The sequence below is a fragment of the Idiomarina fontislapidosi genome (genome assembly GCF_003226255.1).
Lineage (GTDB): Bacteria > Pseudomonadota > Gammaproteobacteria > Enterobacterales > Alteromonadaceae > Idiomarina > Idiomarina fontislapidosi.
Genome location: NZ_QJST01000001.1, coordinates 257,663 through 274,462 on the forward strand (window position 1 = coordinate 257,663; position 16,800 = coordinate 274,462).

A 16,800-nucleotide genomic window follows, 5' to 3' on the forward strand; every position below is an offset into this window, starting at 1 on the left:
CAAGTGAATGGATGAGTAATACATATAGTAACGGAAAAATCCGTGTTTTTATGTTAAAAATAGCGGTCATCAAGCGAATAAATAAAGGGTACAGGAGTGATAGCGGTGACGACCTCGGTGGATTACCTCATTAATGGCGCTGGAATGGTCGGTGCAGCTGCTGGTTTAGCGCTCGCCGAACGCGGGTTCAGCGTAATGCTGATTGACAATGCCGAGCGACCAGCAAAAGGTGAGCGGTGGGATGTGCGTATTTCTTCAGTCAATGACCACCACTGGCAATGGTTATCACAATTAGGCGTCAGCGATTGTATCGATAGCGACCGCGTATTGCCTTATACCCAGTTATCAGTCGCATCGATGATGGGTCGGCGCGCTGATTTTGATGCACGTGATATCGGGCGCCAACAGCTTGGCGTGATGGTCGAAAATAATGCGCTGCAGCGTGCCTTATGGCGCGCTTTGGAACAGCACGCGAATGTCGAGTTACGTGCCAACAACCGTATCGCTAAATTTGAATTGGATAGGCGTTCTGTCACCCTTGCCAGTGGTGAGTCCATTACTTTTGATCGATTACTTGGCTGTGATGGTGCTCACTCGCAAGTAGCGCAAGCGGCAGGCATTGGGTATCGAGGCTGGGACTACGGTCAGGTCTGTGAACTGACGAATGTGGTGACTGAGCGGCCGCTACCCTCGGCAACTTGGGAGATTTTTAAGCCGGGCGGACCTTACGCGCTGTTGCCGTTAGGGCAACACCAAGCCTGTTTGATTAACTACCGCCCCGCACAGGTTGTTGAAAAGACGGATCTCAATGAGTTGTTCGAACCCCATATCGGTTCTTTCACTGCGTATGCTGCTGGACAGTTTCCGCTGCAACGCAAACACGCCTTACGTTACACCGCTGGCGCCGTGATTTTGATGGGCGATGCCGCTCACAGTATTCATCCATTGGCGGGGCAGGGGGTGAATCTAGGTTTTGCTGATATTCGCAGCTATCTTGAGCATCGACATGACATGACGGCTTACGCGCGGGAGCGCAAACGAGCAAATGCGCAAATGATGCGAGCGATGGATATGATCCATTGGCACTTTGAAGATCCCAATACGGTGAAACAACGTCTGATTGGCGTGGGTCTTAAGTTAGCGCAAGTGAACCTCGTTAAGCGAGCGATAATTAAACAAGCAATGGGACTTGTCTGATACGAGGAACATAGCGAGAGCCAGAAACAAAAAAGCCACCGCGAGGGTGGTTTTTTTATGCCGAGTGTCCTAACAACTTGGTGCGGAGGGAGGGACTTGAACCCTCACGTCCTTGCGGACACTAGCACCTGAAGCTAGCGCGTCTACCAATTCCGCCACCACCGCAAGTGGTCATGTTGGCTGGGGCACCAGGATTCGAACCTGGGAATCGCGGGATCAAAACCCGCTGCCTTACCACTTGGCTATGCCCCAACAACATATGGACGAACTCAAGCAACGCGTTGGCTGGGGCACCAGGGATCGAACCTGGGAATCGCGGGATCAAAACCCGCTGCCTTACCGCTTGGCTATGCCCCAACATAGTGTTGGTTCAGAGAGTTGGTGCGGACGGAGAGACTTGAACTCTCACGCCGTGAGGCACTGGAACCTAAATCCAGCGTGTCTACCAATTCCACCACGTCCGCACATTTTTAAGATTGGTGGCTACGGCGGGATTCGAACCTGCGACCCCAGCATTATGAGTGCTGTGCTCTAACCAGCTGAGCTACGTAGCCTAATCTTTGTGTTGCGCCTCTCTGTGAGTGCGGCGCGTATTATGCAAATCGCTTGGCTTACCGTCAACCTCTTTTTGATAAAAAATCACTTAATTTGGTTTGATTGGTTAAAAAAACACTGATTCGATTGAAAACTAAACGGAAAAGCCACAAAAACACCTATTTACCACGGTAATTCTTCGCCATTACTATGTAAGAAACTTCCGGTGGTCTCTATCGTGAGTTCATCGATACGTTGCATGAGTCGTTCAGCCGCCGTTGCCGGTGAAATATCACCACGACCACCGACCATATCGGTTTGTACATAGCCAGGGTGTAATAGTACAACGGCAATCTCGCGGTCTTTTAAGTCTAGCGCCAGTGATTTGCCCGCCGCGTTAAGGGCGGCTTTTGACATGCGGTAGCCGTAGCGGCTGCCTGAGCCGTTGTCGGCAATGGAACCCATGCGGCTGGTAATGAGTGCAACCTTGCTGCCACTCTCTAGGTTATCGAGAAGGGTCTCGGTGACCCGTAACGGTGCAATCGCGTTGACCTCATACTGCGCTCTTAGCATTCGCGCATCCAGCTCGCCGAGTTCATCATGGTTGAGCAGACCGGCGTTGTTAATCAAAGTATCGATGCGCGCCGTACCGATATTCTCTTTCATTCGCAGCAAGTCGGCTGTTTTGGTGACATCAATACCTTCGATGATCTCGACATCAAGTTCGGTCAGTTGTTTTGAGTTGTTACGGCACACGGCGGTAACTGAATAGCCGGCTTCTGAATAGTGTTTGGCTAACTCAAAACCGATGCCACGATTGGCACCGGTAATGACGATATTCGACATAATGAAGTCCTTTAATCAGATTGTGTTAAATCTTTTGGATTAAGTAATTTAGAGAGTTCCTCGCGGCTCATATCGGTCATCTCGTCGGCGACATCAATAATGGGACGCTTCTCTTTATAAGCACGTTTGGCAATTTCAGCCGCTTTACTGTAGCCGATCACCGGATTTAACGCGGTCACTAGGATAGGGTTCTTGGCGAGGGCTTTTTCAAGGTTGTCATGATTAACCTCGAAGCCTGCAATCGCCTTGTCAGCTAATACCTGACAACTCTGAGTGAGCAGTTCAATTGACTGCATTAGGTTGTATCCTATCACGGGTAGCATCACATTTAACTGGAAGTTACCTTGTTGTGCCGCTGTGGTGATGGTTGTGTGATTGCCGTTGATTTGTGCTGCCACCATAGCAACGGCCTCTGGTATGACTGGATTCACCTTGCCGGGCATGATGCTGCTACCTGGCTGGAGCGGCGTTAACTGGATTTCACCCAAGCCTGCAAGTGGACCGCTATTCATCCAGCGTAAATCATTACTGACCTTTAATAAGGTTGTCGCTAAGGTGTTAAGTTGACCGTGCAATTGCACATTCAATTCTTGCCCAGCGATTCCGGTAAACGGATTGCGTGATGCTTTAAAGGCAAGCCCCGTTTGCTCACTTAACGATTGTGCAAATAAATCGGCAAACTTATCGGGCGCATTAATGCCTGTACCTATCGCTGTGCCGCCTTGTGGTAAAACACGCGAATGTTCACACAGCTGTGGCAACTGCTGTGCGGTGAGTTCGAGCTGTCCAGCCCACGCATTGAGCTCTTGTGCCATGGTTAACGGCATGGCATCCATTAAATGCGTGCGACCCGTTTTCACCACATCCCTCAATTCAACCGCTTTATTGCGGATGGTGTCAATAAGATGCTTAAGTGCAGGTTGTAACTGTTGCTCAACAGACATGACGCTGGCAATTTGAATAGCGGTCGGAATGGTGTCGTTACTCGACTGGCTGCGATTGACATCGTCATTAGGGTGGACATCAACCCCTTGTTGTTGTGCGATATGGGCGATCACCTCATTGACATTCATATTAGAGCTCGTGCCCGAGCCCGTTTGAAACACGTCGATGGGAAATTGATCGGCATGCTGACCCTCGATAATTTGCTGCGCGGCGGCTTTGATGGCTGATGATTTATCCGCATCGAGATCGGCACACTGTTGATTCGCGGCCGCAGCAGACCATTTAATACGTGCAATGGCTTTGATTAGGTCAGTTGGGAGCGTCAGTCCGCTGATGGGAAAATTATTAACGGCGCGTTGGGTTTGAGCACCATATAAGGCGTTTTTGGGGACCTCAACCTGTCCCATACTATCTGTTTCTATCCTTGTCTCGCGGCTCATTAACTGTTCCTCCTAGGCCAAGAAATAAGTTATTTTGAAGTACGGACATACACTGCTAAAGATCAGTTCTAAAAGTTGCAAGCTTATATTAAGCTACTAAAGTGGATATTTATTAAATATACTTTTTTACCTCTTCGGAATAAGGCGACTCATGATAATAAAAGTAGCGTTGAGTGCTGTGATAGCGATATTTTCATCCATGGCATTCGCGGATACACAGACCTTTACGATCATTGATAAAAACGGTCAACCTGTCAGTAATGCTGTTGTTTTAGTGGACAAGTCGTTATTGACTAAAGTGAATGTACCACAGGGTAATGTCGTTATTGACCAAATTGATAAGCAGTTCGTACCTAAGGTCTCATCCATTGAACAAGGCACTACGGTCGTCTTTCCAAATAGCGATAACATTCGTCATCATGTTTACTCATTTTCGGCCGCCAAACCGTTTGAGCTAAAACTGTACTCAGATAAAGAGCGTCCTAAAGTGACGTTCGATCAATCTGGCATTGTTACGCTGGGCTGCAACATCCACGACGGTATGATCGGTTATGTTGTGGTTAACAATGATGTGCAAGGATTTGTGACAAACCAATCTGGCACGGTCAGTATCGACATTGATAATGCGGCGAGTGAACAAGTAGAAACGATTACTCTCCGTGTATGGCACCCCTGGATGAGTGATAATTTAGGCGCCGCACAAACGATTGAGTTGAGCACACCGATTAAAGCGGGCGACATTACACTCGATGTGGCACCGCCAGAACCAGAAAAAAAAGAAAAATCGCGATTAGAAAAACGATTTAATCGCTTAGGAGCTTGATGTTTAGACAGTTTAAAGTTCGGCTTGCCTTTATTTTTGGCATTCTGATTGCGATTGCATTGAGCGGCGCGTTATTCGCCGTGTTAGTGACTACGTCGAATCAAGTTGAGCGCACGGTACAACGTGAGTTAACAGTCAGTGAGCGGGTTTTTCGCGAGCTGATGGATGGTCGTGCGGAACAGTTAAGGCGCGCTGCGGAAGTGCTCACCGATGACTTTGGCTTTAAACGCGCTGTGGCGACAGAAGATCGCGACACCATCGTGTCTGCGCTGGTTAATCACGGTGACCGCATCGGTACTGACTTGATCGCTTTGCAGTCGCCCGCTGGTGAAGAAATTGCGTCAACGCATGTATTGAACTTGCAGCAGCTGGTTAATAATGAGCAGGGTGGTAAAGGGCTGTTAGTTTCTGAAGGGCATCTATACCAAGTGGTTACCGTGCCTGTTTCGGCTCCCAACTTAATTGCCTGGGCCACGTTGGGATTTGAGGTTGATGACACCATAACCGAACAGTTGCATGAACTTGCCAACGCCGATATCACGTTGTGGCTAGAGCGCGAAAGCCAGCTACTTGCGTCGAGCTTGTCAAACTCGTTGCGCGAAGGCTTTGCAAAATCGCTCATCTCAAAGCAGATGGCTTATACGGACTGGGCCAATAATGAAGGGCTAGCGTTAAAAGAAACCACCTTGAGCACTGCTGAAGGCAACGTAGTGCATGTGTCGCTGACAACGTCACGAGCCGAAGCCATGCAGGAATTCAACGAGCTGTTAGTGCAAATTGTATTGATCGGTGCCATTGCTTTGATAGGTACTTTGATGGTCGCGCTTTTTGTGGCTCGTACTATATCAACGCCGATTGCTGAGCTTTCGCAAGCGGCTGGTAAGTTAAAGTCTGGTGATTATTCACCGACAAACTTGCAGGCGCGGAAGGATGAGTTTGGGCAATTAGCGGATACCTTTGAATCAATGCGTTCAGCGATTTCGCAACGCGAACAAAAAGTTAGGTTTCAAGCCACTCACGATCAATTGACCGAACTGCCCAACCGTCGCGAATTACAGCGGCTGTTAACACATCAGTTGCATGACTTAGCATCTTCAGGTTGGCTCATATTGCTTAACATCCGCAACTTTAGGCGTCTGAATGACAGCGTCGGTCAGCGTATGGGCGACGAAGTACTCAAGCAATTGGCCGAGCGCTTATTAGTGGGTATCAGTTCAAGCGATGTGCTCGCGCGCTTCGGCGGTGACGAATTTGCGTTGGTGACACAACCCCAGTCTGAGAGTGAATTGGCACAGCAACTTGAACATATCCGAGAGCGACTCAGTAAACCTTTCTTAGTGGCTGGAAGTCAGTTTGATCTGAAGTTTAATTGCGGTGCCGTGCAGTTCCCAGAGCAAGCGGATAATTTAGATAGCCTGATTCGTCGTGCGCAGGTATCGGTGCGGCACGCTAAAGAACAGAACCAATTTGTCGCGTTTTACCGCGAGGGTTTTGATGAAGCGCACCTGCGTCGTCTTGCGATTGTCGAGCAACTCCCGAAAGCAATTGCCAACGGTGGTTTCAAGCTGGTTGCACAACCTAAAGTGCTGGCGAGTACTGGACGCACTGTCGCCGCGGAAATACTCATTCGTTGGCACGATGAGACGCTCGGTTGGGTCGGTCCCGATGAGTTCATTCCGCTGGCAGAGCAATCGGGTATGATTACCGAAATTACCCACTGGGTGGTGAAACAGGCTGAACACTGGGTGAATCAACTGCTGCAACTGCAAGATGAGATTAAGTTAAGTATTAATATCTCCGCTGTCGATCTGATTAACGATAAGTTAGCCAACGACTTGATTGCGTTGAGTCAGCGCAATATGCAGCGTTACCTCATTCTAGAAGTGACCGAAAGTGCGCTGATGCATGAGCCAGAGAAGTCGATCGCCTGCTTACAGATGTTAAGCGAACTTGGCTACGAGATTTCTATCGATGATTATGGCACCGGTTACTCTTCACTATCACAGATACGACGTTTACCGATTAATGAATTAAAGATTGATCGGGCGTTTATTCAGTATTTGATGTCCCAACCTGAGGATCAGTCGATTGTCCGTTCGACCATTCAACTGGCGCATGAGCTTAATTTACGCGTGGTGGCCGAGGGGGTTGAGGATGAGGCGAGCTGGCGGTGGTTAGCTGAACACCAATGCGATGTCTTACAGGGCTATTATTTCAGTAAACCGATTTCATTTGATGACTTACATTTACGACTATTAAAGGAAAAAGAACATGCCTAAACGCATTGTTTTTGGTCTATCTGCGCTACTGATTGGCGCAGTGCAGCCAGCATTGGCGCAGCAATTTGAGACGCCGGGCTCACGTCTACTTGCCACCGGCGGCGCGAGCACAATTGAAGGAAGTGGCGGTGGTGGCATTGTGCCGTGGGCAACGCTCAGCAGTTATGCCGATGAAGGCGAGTGGGGCGGTACGGCGCAGATGACCGAAGTTCAGGTCGATGATTTTAGTTTAAGCGTGCAAGGCGCAAGCATTAACTGGAATAACCGCGTAGAAGTATCCTACGCACGCCAACAGTTCGATTTAGAAACCATTGGTGGTGAGCTTGAGCAGCAGGTTTGGGGTGTAAAAGCGCGCATCAGTGGCGACTTGGTTTATGGTGCTTGGCCGCAAGTCAGCGCGGGGGTTCAATATAAACGAAACCAAACCTTTGCCTTACCGCAAGCGGTAGGTGCCCAAGATGACACATCCACAGATTACTATGTGAGCGCTGCGAAGGCATGGCTTGCAGGCCCTTTTTCGCGCACCTGGGTGGCTAACCTGACGGTACGGAGCACCGAAGCTAACCAATTGGGTTTATTGGGTTTTGGTGGTGATAAGGGCGATAGCCGCGAGTGGGTCGGCGAGGCTTCAGTGGCGATGTTCGTTAATCGTTATTGGGCTATTGGCATGGAGTACCGTCAGAAGCCCGACTTATTGAGTTTTGCGAAAGAAGATGATTGGAAAGATGTGTTTGTTGCTTATTTTCCATCCAAACATGTGTCATTAGTCGGAGCTTACGCTGATCTGGGTTCGATCGCCGGACTCGATTCACAAACGGGCTGGTATCTGTCGGTTCAAGCAAGCTTTTAAGGAGTTCAGATGAAAACTTTGGTTTTTGCAGCAGCCTTGCTGCTAGGCAGTATCATGCCGTCGACCGCACAAGCACAATCGTCAGCACTTTATCAACAGCTCGGTGAGCGCAGTGGTATAGAAACCATCGTTGAAGAAATGCTACTCGGCGTTGCTGATGATGAGCGTATTGCCCATTACTTTGCGGATGTCGATATTCTGCGGTTGCATAAATTAATCAGCGAGCAAGTGTGTAATGTGAGCGGCGGGCCATGCGAATATACCGGTGAGACGATGGCGGTTTCGCATAATAATTTAGGGATTAATAACGCGGATTTTAATGCGTTAGTTGAGCATTTAATTGCTGCGATGGAGCAGCAAGAGGTGCCTGTCTCGGCGCAAAACGAACTGCTCGCGCTGTTAGCGCCGATGCATCGCGATATCGTCGAGTAGACTAAAGCGTTTGTGTTAGGCACAAAAAAACCGGCATCAAGTGCCGGTTTTTTTATACTTAAAGGTTTATACGTTAAAGCGGAAGTGAATGACATCACCATCTTTAACAATATATTCTTTACCTTCTAGACGCCATTTACCGGCATCTTTAGCACCTTGCTCGCCGTTGTACTGAACGTAATCATCGTAACCTACCACTTCGGCACGAATGAAGCCTTTTTCAAAGTCAGTATGGATACGTCCCGCGGCTTGCGGCGCACTAGCACCAATCTTCACAGTCCATGCGCGTACTTCTTTTACACCCGCAGTAAAGTAGGTCTGTAAGTTTAATAACTGATAACCACCACGGATGACACGGTTGAGACCAGGCTCTGCTTGACCTAACTCCTCAAGAAACGCCGCTTTATCGTCGTCGTCGAGCTCCGCGATTTCTGACTCAATCGCTGCACACACAGGTACCACGACCGCGTTTTCTTTCGCTGCAATTTCACGAACGGTGTCTAAGTGAGGGTTATTCTCGAAACCATCTTCATTGACGTTTGCAATGTACATGGTTGGCTTCAAGGTCAATAAGTTATACGAACGGATAACCGCTTTTTCATCATCGCTCAATGTCACTGAACGCGCCATTTCGCCTTCATCCAGCGCTGGCTTGAGTTTTTCTAACACGGCGATTTCTGCTTTGGCTTGCGCATCACCACCCTTGGCTTTTTTGCCTAAGCGGTGCAGTGCCTTATCAACAGAGTCGAGGTCCGCAAGGGCCAGTTCGGTGTTAATGGTGTCGATATCGTCGGCTGGATCAATACCACCGCTCACGTGCACGATATTGTCATCTTCGAAACAGCGCACGACATGACCAATCGCATCGGTTTCGCGAATGTTTGCTAAGAACTGGTTACCAAGTCCTTCACCTTTCGATGCACCTTTAACCAAGCCCGCGATGTCAACAAACTCCATCGTGGTGGGAATCACTTTCTGTGGGTTCACAATACTTTCAAGCACATCAAGACGTGGATCGGGAACCGCAACCACGCCCGTATTTGGTTCGATAGTACAGAAAGGGAAGTTAGCCGCTTCGATACCGGCTTTGGTCAAAGCATTAAATAACGTGGATTTTCCAACGTTTGGTAAACCAACAATACCACAGCGAAATCCCATGAGATAAACCTCTATTTACTGGCTCGAAAGCTGTGTAGTCGCTGCAGTGCAGGACCCCAACCTTCATCGATTAAAATATCAATAGCACGACTGGCTTCGTCGATACACGCGTCGAGTAGCTCTCGCTCTGGTGCTGAGGGTTTACCCAGCACAAATCCAGTGACTTGCGATCGATGCCCTGGATGACCGATGCCAATTCGTAAACGCATAAAGTCCTGCGTTCCGAGTTGACTGATAGTATCTTTGATGCCGTTATGACCACCTGCACCACCACCTCGTTTAAACTTTGCTACGCCCGCATCGAGGTCGAGCTCGTCGTAGGCAACGAGAATCTCTTCGGGAGCAATTTTATAAAAGCGAGCCATGGCTGCAATAGAGAAGCCGCTTCTATTCATAAAGGTCTGAGGTAATACGATGCGGAGATCACGAGAGGCGGTTTGGTGTCGGCCAATCAATGCTTTCGTTTTTGTATCGGCAGTGAGGGTTACACCGTGACGACGGCAGTAGTCCTCAACTAACCAAAAACCCGCGTTATGGCGGGTTTTTTCGTATTCGGGGCCTGGATTTCCCAGGCCCACAAGCAACTTAACGTCTGTTCCCATTGGGGTACCTAACGCTATTACTCGTCAGCGTCTTTTTCGTTCGCTGCGGGTACTTCGTCAGCTGCTGGCGCTTCTTCGTCAGTTTCTTCTTTCTCTACGCGAGGCGCAGTGATTGAAACAACCGCTTGGTCGTGGTCTTCACCTTTAGTCAACTCAACCAACTCAACGCCTTCTGGCAAGTTAAGGTCAGTTAAGTGGATGGTGTCGCCTACTGACAAGTTTGCGATGTCAACTTCCAAGTACTCTGGCAAGTCTTTTGGTAAGACCATGATTTCTACATCGTTCACGTGGTGAACGACAACACCGCCTTCTTCTTTAACGCCTTTCGCCGTTTCTTCGTTTAAGAAGTGAAGAGGTAAGTTGGTGTGCAACTTGTGACCTTTCTCAACGCGTTGGAAGTCTAAGTGAGTTAACTTAGGCTTGTACGGGTGACGTTGCATATCTTTCAAGATAGCTTGGTGTTTCTTACCGTCGATTTCAAGCGTTAGGATGTGTGAATAGAAGGCTTCGTAGTCAGCCATGTTATTCACTTTGTTGTGGTCTAGTTCAAGTGCGATTGGCTCATCTTTACCACCGTAAAGAATTGCAGGTACTTTGTCCGCATGACGCAGGCGGCGGCTCGCACCTTTCCCCTTGTCCGTACGAACGGTAGCTTTGATATTGAAGTCTAATTTAGCCATGTGATTGGGCTCTCATCTGTTTATGATTTAAAAATGTCAAAACTCGCGACCAAGTTTTGACCCAAAACTTAGAAACCGACTCAAAAGCCGGTTTCTAAGGGCGCGGAATAATACCACTGTTGGTACGCTAAGACAACTGTCCTAACGCAGGCGACTAGTAATCAAACATCGCCGAGATAGATTCTTCATTGCTTACGCGACGAAGTGCTTCAGAAAGCATGCCCGATAAGGTCAATTGGTGTACCTTGCCGGTTGCCTTCATCTCTTCGCTCAGCGGAATGCTATCGGTCACGATAAGTTCATCAATCGCTGACTCTTTGATGTTATTGACTGCGTTACCCGAGAAAACAGGGTGAGTCGCATAAGCAAAGACACGTTTTGCACCATGCTGTTTAAGCGCTTCAGCGGCTTTACATAAGGTTCCACCGGTATCAATCATGTCGTCGACGATGATGCAGTCGCGATCTTTGATATCACCAATGATATGCATCACCTGAGATACGTTTGCTGAAGGGCGGCGTTTATCGATAATTGCAAGATCCGTATCATCCATTAACTTGGCGAAGGCACGAGCACGCACAACGCCACCGATATCGGGTGACACAACAACAGGGTTATCGAATTTTTGGTTGCGCATGTGTTCAAGTAGCACAGGGGTACCAAAAACGTTGTCTACGGGTACGTCGAAGAAGCCTTGGATTTGTTCAGCATGCAGATCAACCGTCAAAACGCGGTCGACGCCGACGCTTGAAAGAAAGTCAGCAACGACTTTCGCGGTGATAGGGACCCGCGCTGAGCGTACACGGCGATCTTGACGCGCATAGCCAAAGTACGGCATGACTGCGGTAATACGTCCGGCAGAAGCACGGCGCAGTGCATCAACCATGACGATTAATTCCATCAGGTTGTCGTTAGTTGGCGCACAAGTAGACTGCAATAAAAAAACGTCCGCACCGCGGACGTTTTCATTAATGGCGACACTGATCTCACCATCACTAAAACGACCTACAGAGGCGTCTCCAAGTTTGATATATAAGCGGTCAGCGATCTTCTGCGCAAGTTCTGGCGTGGCGTTACCAGCGAAGAGTTTCATGTCAGGCACAACAAACCTCGACTAAATTTGGGTTAATGTCCGGATAAGCGATGAACGGTTCTGGCCCTGCACAACATAACTTTCGGGTAGTGAAAGTTGCGCCTGTGCAGCAATAGCTTGTTGCTGATTCGCAAAGCGAGTAAATAAGCAAGCACCTGTACCAGTAAGCCGAGTCGGACCATAGTTTAGCAACTGCGCGTGTAGCTTGGCAACTGCGGGATACTGCTTAAGCACCACGGATTCGAATACGTTGGTGGTGTTTTGCCAGTGCCATTGCGAGGGTGGTAAAGGCTTACAGTCGCGTTTTAGGTCGGCATCCGCGAATAATGCAGCGGTAGAAATATTCACCTGAGGTTTGACCACTAGGTAGTAGTGTTGTTCGGGCTCGACATCGACGAACTGATCACCGATACCGGTTGCAAATGCACTGTGCCCGTGGACAAAAATCGGCACGTCAGCGCCAAGTTCCGCAGCGATTTGAAGTAAACGCGGTGTCTCGACAGGCTGCTGCCACAGATGGTTTAACCCAACTAATGTGGTGGCAGCGTCGGATGAACCTCCGCCTAGGCCAGCGCCTTGTGGAAGTCGCTTAGTCAGTGTAATGCGCATACCTGTGTGCGGTTTTTGAGTGTGTTGGCACTCGGTTACCAGACGTTGCGCGGCGCGAAACACTAAATTATCAGCAACAGCAATCGCACTGTCGGTATCGACAAGTTCGATGCGCTGCTCTGCAAGAGGCTCAAAAGTGAGGGTGTCCTCGATATTAATAAACTGAAATACCGTTTCAAGATCGTGGTAACCGTCATTACGTCGCCCTGTAATGTGCAAAAATAAATTCAGTTTAGCTGGGGCTGGCAGCGTTAATGGCCGTTTTTGCGAAGACGTCATGATTACACTCTAATGGTCGGTGTGGTTCGTTGCGGGCTGAGTTTGCCAGCGTTGTGCTTGGATTTTCAATTTCAGTTTCGGTGTTTCCGCGTGGACTTGCTCGGGCAGAAGTTGTTGTGCCTGATAAAACCAAGTCAACTGCCAACGCTCACCGTCGCGTGTTTGATAGACTGCCTTAATTAGGCGTCCGCGCGTGTCAAAATTAAAGTCACTCAAGCGCGGATCGAGGCGGCCGAGCAGCCAGTGGGGCAACTCATCGACGGGTAATTGCATGCCTGTGTACCGATACAGCAGACCTTGCGCGGAGGGGCTCTGCACCTGTTCGCCATCCACTTTGATGGTTGCTGCGGTGGGCGTAATAATGAGTTCTGCGAGCTCGCCTCGTAGCGGATGGGTAATGATGATTGCTTGCTGTTGTGGCGATGACTGCCAGCGTAGATAGGCACTGTCTTTATTATTAGAGCTGAGATCTGTCAAGGCAAAACGCCCCGATAGCTGCCATCTATTTATTCGTTGCAAGCGCGCTTGGTGAGCCTGTACTTGTTCATTGGATATGTTGGTGGCTACACTTTGCTGCGGTGGCTTAGGAATGCTACAGCCCGTTAAAACCAAGCCGCAGAGCAGAGCCAGTGATGTCCAGAGGGGGAATTTTAGTAGCACAGGGTAATTCGCCTTAATGACTAAAAGTGGATAGAAAATTTCGTTCTGCGTAGTTGACCAGAATTGCCTGTGACTTTCAATAATCCCTGCAATCACGTACAATCCTCTCAGCGTTTTCAACCCTCTGTTAGAGTAAACCGCGACTCCGGATGACCATTTCAATCTTAGGCATAAATCATAGAACGGCACCTGTCGAACTACGCGAGCGCGTGGCGTTTGGTCCTGTCCAGTTAGAGCAGGCACTGACAGACATTAAACAGTTGCCAGGTATTGAAGAGGCTGTCATCGTTTCAACGTGTAATCGCACCGAACTCTACTGCCATGGCCAAGCTGAGCATCAACCCATGCTGCATTGGCTCGCTCAGTTTCATGGGGTTAATCCAGCCGAGCTTGAACAACATCACTATTATCACATTCAAGAAGATGCGGTGTCTCACTTAATGAGTGTCGCCAGTGGCTTAGACTCGTTGGTGCTCGGTGAACCGCAAATCCTTGGACAGGTGAAGCAGGCGTATCAGCAAGCAAAGCATTTTAGCGTCGTGGGTGGAATTCTGGAGCGGCTATTTCAGAATACGTTTCGGGTGGCAAAAGCCGTTCGTAATGAGACTGAAGTGGGTCAAAATGCTGTATCAGTGGCTTTTGCTGCGGTCAGCTTGGCAAAACATATTTTTGGTGACTTAAAACACTCCAATGTGTTGTTAGTGGGAGCGGGCGACACCTCTGAGTTGGTGGCACAACACCTGGTGCAGCAAGGTGTGAGTTCACTGAATGTTGCCAACCGTACATTACACCGAGCACAGGAACTTGCCCAACGGGTGGGCGCTGAAGCGCACAGTCTGAGTCAATTAGGTGAATTATTACCAAGTGCCGACATTGTTGTCAGCTCGACTGCCAGTACGTTACCCATTATTGGTAAAGGGCGTGTCGAGAAAGCATTAAAGCAGCGCCGTCATAAACCTATTCTGCTGATTGATTTGGCGGTTCCGCGAGATATCGAAGAGCAAGTTAATGAACTCGATGACGCGTACCTCTATACGGTTGATGATTTACAAAATATAATCAGTGAAAATATTAAGAACCGCGAGCAAGCAGCACAGCAAGCTCGCAAAATTATTGCTCGAGAGGCGAGTCAGTTTTTAGACTGGTTACGTTCACTCGATAGTGTCACCTTAATTAGAGACTATCGGCAACACACGCAGAAAGTGGCGCAGGTTCAACTAGAAAAGGCATTAGCGTTGTTGCAGCAGGGGAAACCTGCCGAGCAAGTCATGCAAGTTCTCAGTCACAAGCTTACCCAACAGCTCGCGCATCGACCCACGCAGTTATTAAAACAAGCGGGTGAGCAGGGCGACCAAACCACGTTGTCGGTATTACAACAGTTGTGGCTTGAGGATGATAAACAGAATAAGGAAACCAACTAAGCATGAATCCATCAATAGAGCGTAAGCTTGAGGGATTAATTGAGCGTTACGAGGAAGTGCAAGCCTTACTTGGCGAGCCTGATATTATTTCTGATCAGGATAAGTTCCGCTCACTATCAAAAGAGTACTCTCAATTAGAAGAAGTGGTAAGCGCGTTTAATGCGTATCGGCAAGCGCAATCGGATTTAGCCGCAGCGAATGAAATGGCTGATGACGAAGATGCCGAGATGCGCGAGATGGCGAGTGAAGAAATCGCGGATGCTAAGCAACGCGTGGAATCGCTTGAGAGTGCTTTGCAAGTGTTGTTGTTACCTAAAGACCCGAACGATGATCGTGCATGTTACCTGGAGATCCGTGCGGGTGCTGGCGGCGATGAAGCGGCAATTTTTGCGGGTGACTTGTTTAGAATGTATAGCCGTTATGCAGAACAGCATGGTTGGCGAGTTAGCACAGTGAGTGCTAACGAAGGAGAGCATGGCGGTTACAAAGAGGTTATCGCACAACTCAGTGGCGATGGCGTGTATGGTCGCATGAAATTTGAGTCAGGCGGTCACCGTGTGCAACGGGTGCCTGAAACAGAATCGCAGGGCCGTATCCATACCTCAGCATGCACTGTGGCGGTGTTGCCGGAGATCCCAGAAGCCGAAGCCATCGAGATCAATCCAGCGGATTTGCGGGTCGACACGTATCGCGCTTCAGGTGCGGGTGGACAGCACGTCAACCGGACAGACTCGGCGATCCGTATTACGCACTTACCGTCGGGTGTGGTGGTTGAGTGTCAAGAAGAGCGTTCACAGCATAAGAACCGTGCGAAAGCGATGTCTGTATTGCAGTCGCGGCTGCAGCGTATGGAAGATGAAAAGCGAGCGCAGGAAGAAGCAAGTACGCGGCGTAGCTTAGTGGGCAGTGGCGATCGCTCAGAGCGCATTCGTACCTACAATTACCCACAGAGCCGGGTTACCGATCACCGTATCAACTTGACGCTTTATCGCTTAGATGAAGTACTTGAGGGTGGACTGGATTTGCTACTTGATCCGATTATTACTGAACACCAAGCCGATCAGCTCGCGGCATTGTCGCAAGATAATTAATGAGCCTAACCATCGAAGACGCGCTCCATTGGGCGCGTCAGCAACTCGAATGTAATGACCCACACGCCGATGCATCGGTTGATAGTCGCGTACTCCTCTCCTATTTACTTGATAAACCCATCGCCTATTTTATGACGTGGCCTGAGCGGCGCCTAACTGTGTCGCAATATCAGCAATTTCAAGCTTGGATTGAGCGTCGGCGCGGCGGAGAACCGGTGGCTTATATTGTGGGTGAGCGGGAGTTCTGGTCGCTTCCTTTGGCTGTCAATGAAAGCACCTTGATACCGCGCCCCGATACCGAGTGCCTGGTAGAAACGGCGTTATCACTGCCGCTGCCGCGCCAAGCACGTGTGCTTGATTTGGGCACGGGAACCGGGGCGATAGCACTGGCGTTAAAAAGCGAACGACCGCAGTGGCAGGTGACCGCGGTCGATCAGTCGACGCAGGCGGTAGCCCTCGCTCGGGGTAATGCCGAACGGCTGGGTATGGCTATTCAGGTTTATCAGAGTAACTGGTTTGACGCGTTACACGCGGGCACTGAATATGATTTGATAGTGAGTAACCCGCCGTACATTGCTGATGATGATGAGCATTTACGTCAGGGCGACGTTCGCTTTGAACCGCGCTCGGCACTGGTGGCTGCGCAAGCCGGTTTGGCTGACCTTAACCATATTGCGGCCGAGGGTTACCAACATCTCGCCGAACAGGGGTGGCTGCTAATGGAGCACGGTTGGCAACAGGCTCAAACGGTTATAACTTTATTACGTGAATTCGGTTATAAAAACGTTAACATATGGCGAGATTATGGTAATGTCGAACGAATCACTGGCGGACAGAAAGTGAAATAAAGAGAGAGAGCAT

General features: G+C 49.3%; 16 protein-coding genes and 5 tRNA genes. 8 read left to right on the forward strand and 13 right to left on the reverse strand.

What is annotated here, in order from left to right; translation table 11 throughout:
- Positions 1-96 precede the first annotated feature (96 nt).
- On the forward strand, positions 97-1,197 hold the full coding sequence (locus DFP83_RS01200; protein WP_126753133.1) for an FAD-dependent monooxygenase: 1,101 nt from the start codon (positions 97-99) through the stop codon (positions 1,195-1,197).
- Between the two features lie 78 nt (positions 1,198-1,275).
- Here the strand turns inward: DFP83_RS01200 and DFP83_RS01205 are convergent.
- From DFP83_RS01205 to DFP83_RS01235, 7 genes are all read right to left on the reverse strand, one after another.
- Positions 1,276-1,362 (reverse strand) — tRNA-Leu (locus tag DFP83_RS01205).
- A 12-nt stretch (positions 1,363-1,374) separates the two neighbouring features.
- A tRNA-Gln gene (locus DFP83_RS01210) sits at positions 1,375-1,449 on the reverse strand.
- Between the two features lie 30 nt (positions 1,450-1,479).
- Positions 1,480-1,554, reverse strand: a tRNA-Gln gene (locus tag DFP83_RS01215).
- 22 nt (positions 1,555-1,576) lie between these two features.
- Positions 1,577-1,661, reverse strand: a tRNA-Leu gene (locus DFP83_RS01220).
- 13 nt (positions 1,662-1,674) lie between these two features.
- Positions 1,675-1,751, reverse strand: a tRNA-Met gene (locus tag DFP83_RS01225).
- Between the two features lie 163 nt (positions 1,752-1,914).
- A complete protein-coding gene (locus tag DFP83_RS01230; RefSeq protein ID WP_110572359.1) occupies positions 1,915-2,577 on the reverse strand; it encodes an SDR family oxidoreductase in 663 nt (220 codons plus the stop codon).
- Between the two features lie 11 nt (positions 2,578-2,588).
- Positions 2,589-3,962 carry a class II fumarate hydratase gene (locus DFP83_RS01235; RefSeq protein WP_110572361.1) on the reverse strand — a complete coding sequence of 458 codons (1,374 nt, stop codon included), beginning with the start codon at positions 3,960-3,962 and terminating at the stop codon, positions 2,589-2,591.
- A gap of 151 nt (positions 3,963-4,113) precedes the next feature.
- Between DFP83_RS01235 and DFP83_RS01240 the strand changes: the two genes are divergently transcribed.
- From DFP83_RS01240 to DFP83_RS01255, 4 genes are read left to right on the forward strand one after another with little or no spacing between them, the layout of a single operon-like run.
- Complete coding sequence (locus DFP83_RS01240; RefSeq protein ID WP_110572363.1) at positions 4,114-4,785, forward strand: methylamine utilization protein; 672 nt, start codon at positions 4,114-4,116, stop codon at positions 4,783-4,785.
- Positions 4,785-7,064 carry a bifunctional diguanylate cyclase/phosphodiesterase gene (locus DFP83_RS01245; protein ID WP_110572365.1) on the forward strand — a complete coding sequence of 760 codons (2,280 nt, stop codon included), beginning with the start codon at positions 4,785-4,787 and terminating at the stop codon, positions 7,062-7,064. Before DFP83_RS01240 ends, DFP83_RS01245 begins: the two co-directional genes overlap by 1 nt.
- A complete protein-coding gene (locus DFP83_RS01250; RefSeq protein ID WP_110572367.1) occupies positions 7,057-7,914 on the forward strand; it encodes a DUF3034 family protein in 858 nt (285 codons plus the stop codon). The genes DFP83_RS01245 and DFP83_RS01250 overlap by 8 nt, the downstream gene beginning before the upstream one ends.
- 9 nt (positions 7,915-7,923) lie before the next feature.
- A complete protein-coding gene (locus tag DFP83_RS01255) occupies positions 7,924-8,346 on the forward strand; it encodes a group I truncated hemoglobin (protein ID WP_110572369.1) in 423 nt (140 codons plus the stop codon).
- A gap of 66 nt (positions 8,347-8,412) precedes the next feature.
- On the opposite strand, the gene ychF is transcribed toward DFP83_RS01255, so the two are convergent.
- The 6 genes from ychF to lolB form a co-directional block, all read right to left on the reverse strand.
- Positions 8,413-9,504, reverse strand: a complete 1,092-nt coding sequence (gene ychF, locus DFP83_RS01260; RefSeq protein ID WP_110572371.1) for a redox-regulated ATPase YchF — start codon at positions 9,502-9,504, stop codon at positions 8,413-8,415.
- Positions 9,505-9,515: 11 nt separating this feature from the next.
- Positions 9,516-10,106, reverse strand: a complete 591-nt coding sequence (pth, locus tag DFP83_RS01265; RefSeq protein WP_110572373.1) for an aminoacyl-tRNA hydrolase — start codon at positions 10,104-10,106, stop codon at positions 9,516-9,518.
- Positions 10,107-10,123: 17 nt separating this feature from the next.
- Positions 10,124-10,786 (reverse strand): 50S ribosomal protein L25/general stress protein Ctc, encoded by a 663-nt coding sequence (locus DFP83_RS01270; protein WP_110572375.1) that lies wholly within the window; start codon positions 10,784-10,786, stop codon positions 10,124-10,126.
- A gap of 154 nt (positions 10,787-10,940) precedes the next feature.
- Complete coding sequence (locus tag DFP83_RS01275; protein ID WP_126753134.1) at positions 10,941-11,888, reverse strand: ribose-phosphate pyrophosphokinase; 948 nt, start codon at positions 11,886-11,888, stop codon at positions 10,941-10,943.
- A gap of 12 nt (positions 11,889-11,900) precedes the next feature.
- The gene (ispE, locus tag DFP83_RS01280) at positions 11,901-12,767 is read right to left on the reverse strand and encodes a 4-(cytidine 5'-diphospho)-2-C-methyl-D-erythritol kinase (protein ID WP_110572379.1); all 867 of its coding nucleotides are present in this window, start codon (positions 12,765-12,767) and stop codon (positions 11,901-11,903) included.
- Between the two features lie 9 nt (positions 12,768-12,776).
- On the reverse strand, positions 12,777-13,427 hold the full coding sequence (gene lolB / locus DFP83_RS01285; protein ID WP_157981509.1) for a lipoprotein insertase outer membrane protein LolB: 651 nt from the start codon (positions 13,425-13,427) through the stop codon (positions 12,777-12,779).
- A 149-nt stretch (positions 13,428-13,576) separates the two neighbouring features.
- On the opposite strand from lolB, the gene hemA reads away from it, so the two are divergent.
- From hemA to prmC, 3 genes are read left to right on the forward strand one after another with little or no spacing between them, the layout of a single operon-like run.
- Complete coding sequence (gene hemA / locus DFP83_RS01290; protein WP_110572383.1) at positions 13,577-14,848, forward strand: glutamyl-tRNA reductase; 1,272 nt, start codon at positions 13,577-13,579, stop codon at positions 14,846-14,848.
- A 2-nt stretch (positions 14,849-14,850) separates the two neighbouring features.
- The gene (gene prfA, locus DFP83_RS01295; RefSeq protein WP_110572386.1) at positions 14,851-15,939 is read left to right on the forward strand and encodes a peptide chain release factor 1; all 1,089 of its coding nucleotides are present in this window, start codon (positions 14,851-14,853) and stop codon (positions 15,937-15,939) included.
- Positions 15,939-16,787 (forward strand): peptide chain release factor N(5)-glutamine methyltransferase, encoded by an 849-nt coding sequence (gene prmC, locus DFP83_RS01300; RefSeq protein ID WP_110572388.1) that lies wholly within the window; start codon positions 15,939-15,941, stop codon positions 16,785-16,787. The genes prfA and prmC overlap by 1 nt, the downstream gene beginning before the upstream one ends.
- Positions 16,788-16,800 lie beyond the last annotated feature (13 nt).

Bases quoted from the DNA above. Each gene is read 5' to 3' on its own strand.
- DFP83_RS01255 (WP_110572369.1), top strand. From the start codon at position 7,924: ATGAAAACTTTGGTTTTTGCAGCAGCCTTGCTGCTAGGCAGTATCATG.
- DFP83_RS01230 (WP_110572359.1), bottom strand. From the start codon at position 2,577: ATGTCGAATATCGTCATTACCGGTGCCAATCGTGGCATCGGTTTTGAG.
- DFP83_RS01250 (WP_110572367.1), top strand. From the start codon at position 7,057: ATGCCTAAACGCATTGTTTTTGGTCTATCTGCGCTACTGATTGGCGCA.
- hemA (WP_110572383.1), top strand. From the start codon at position 13,577: ATGACCATTTCAATCTTAGGCATAAATCATAGAACGGCACCTGTCGAA.
- ispE (WP_110572379.1), bottom strand. From the start codon at position 12,767: ATGACGTCTTCGCAAAAACGGCCATTAACGCTGCCAGCCCCAGCTAAA.
- prfA (WP_110572386.1), top strand. From the start codon at position 14,851: ATGAATCCATCAATAGAGCGTAAGCTTGAGGGATTAATTGAGCGTTAC.
- DFP83_RS01270 (WP_110572375.1), bottom strand. From the start codon at position 10,786: ATGGCTAAATTAGACTTCAATATCAAAGCTACCGTTCGTACGGACAAG.
- prmC (WP_110572388.1), top strand. From the start codon at position 15,939: ATGAGCCTAACCATCGAAGACGCGCTCCATTGGGCGCGTCAGCAACTC.
- DFP83_RS01235 (WP_110572361.1), bottom strand. From the start codon at position 3,962: ATGAGCCGCGAGACAAGGATAGAAACAGATAGTATGGGACAGGTTGAG.
- DFP83_RS01245 (WP_110572365.1), top strand. From the start codon at position 4,785: ATGTTTAGACAGTTTAAAGTTCGGCTTGCCTTTATTTTTGGCATTCTG.
- DFP83_RS01240 (WP_110572363.1), top strand. From the start codon at position 4,114: ATGATAATAAAAGTAGCGTTGAGTGCTGTGATAGCGATATTTTCATCC.
- pth (WP_110572373.1), bottom strand. From the start codon at position 10,106: ATGGGAACAGACGTTAAGTTGCTTGTGGGCCTGGGAAATCCAGGCCCC.
- ychF (WP_110572371.1), bottom strand. From the start codon at position 9,504: ATGGGATTTCGCTGTGGTATTGTTGGTTTACCAAACGTTGGAAAATCC.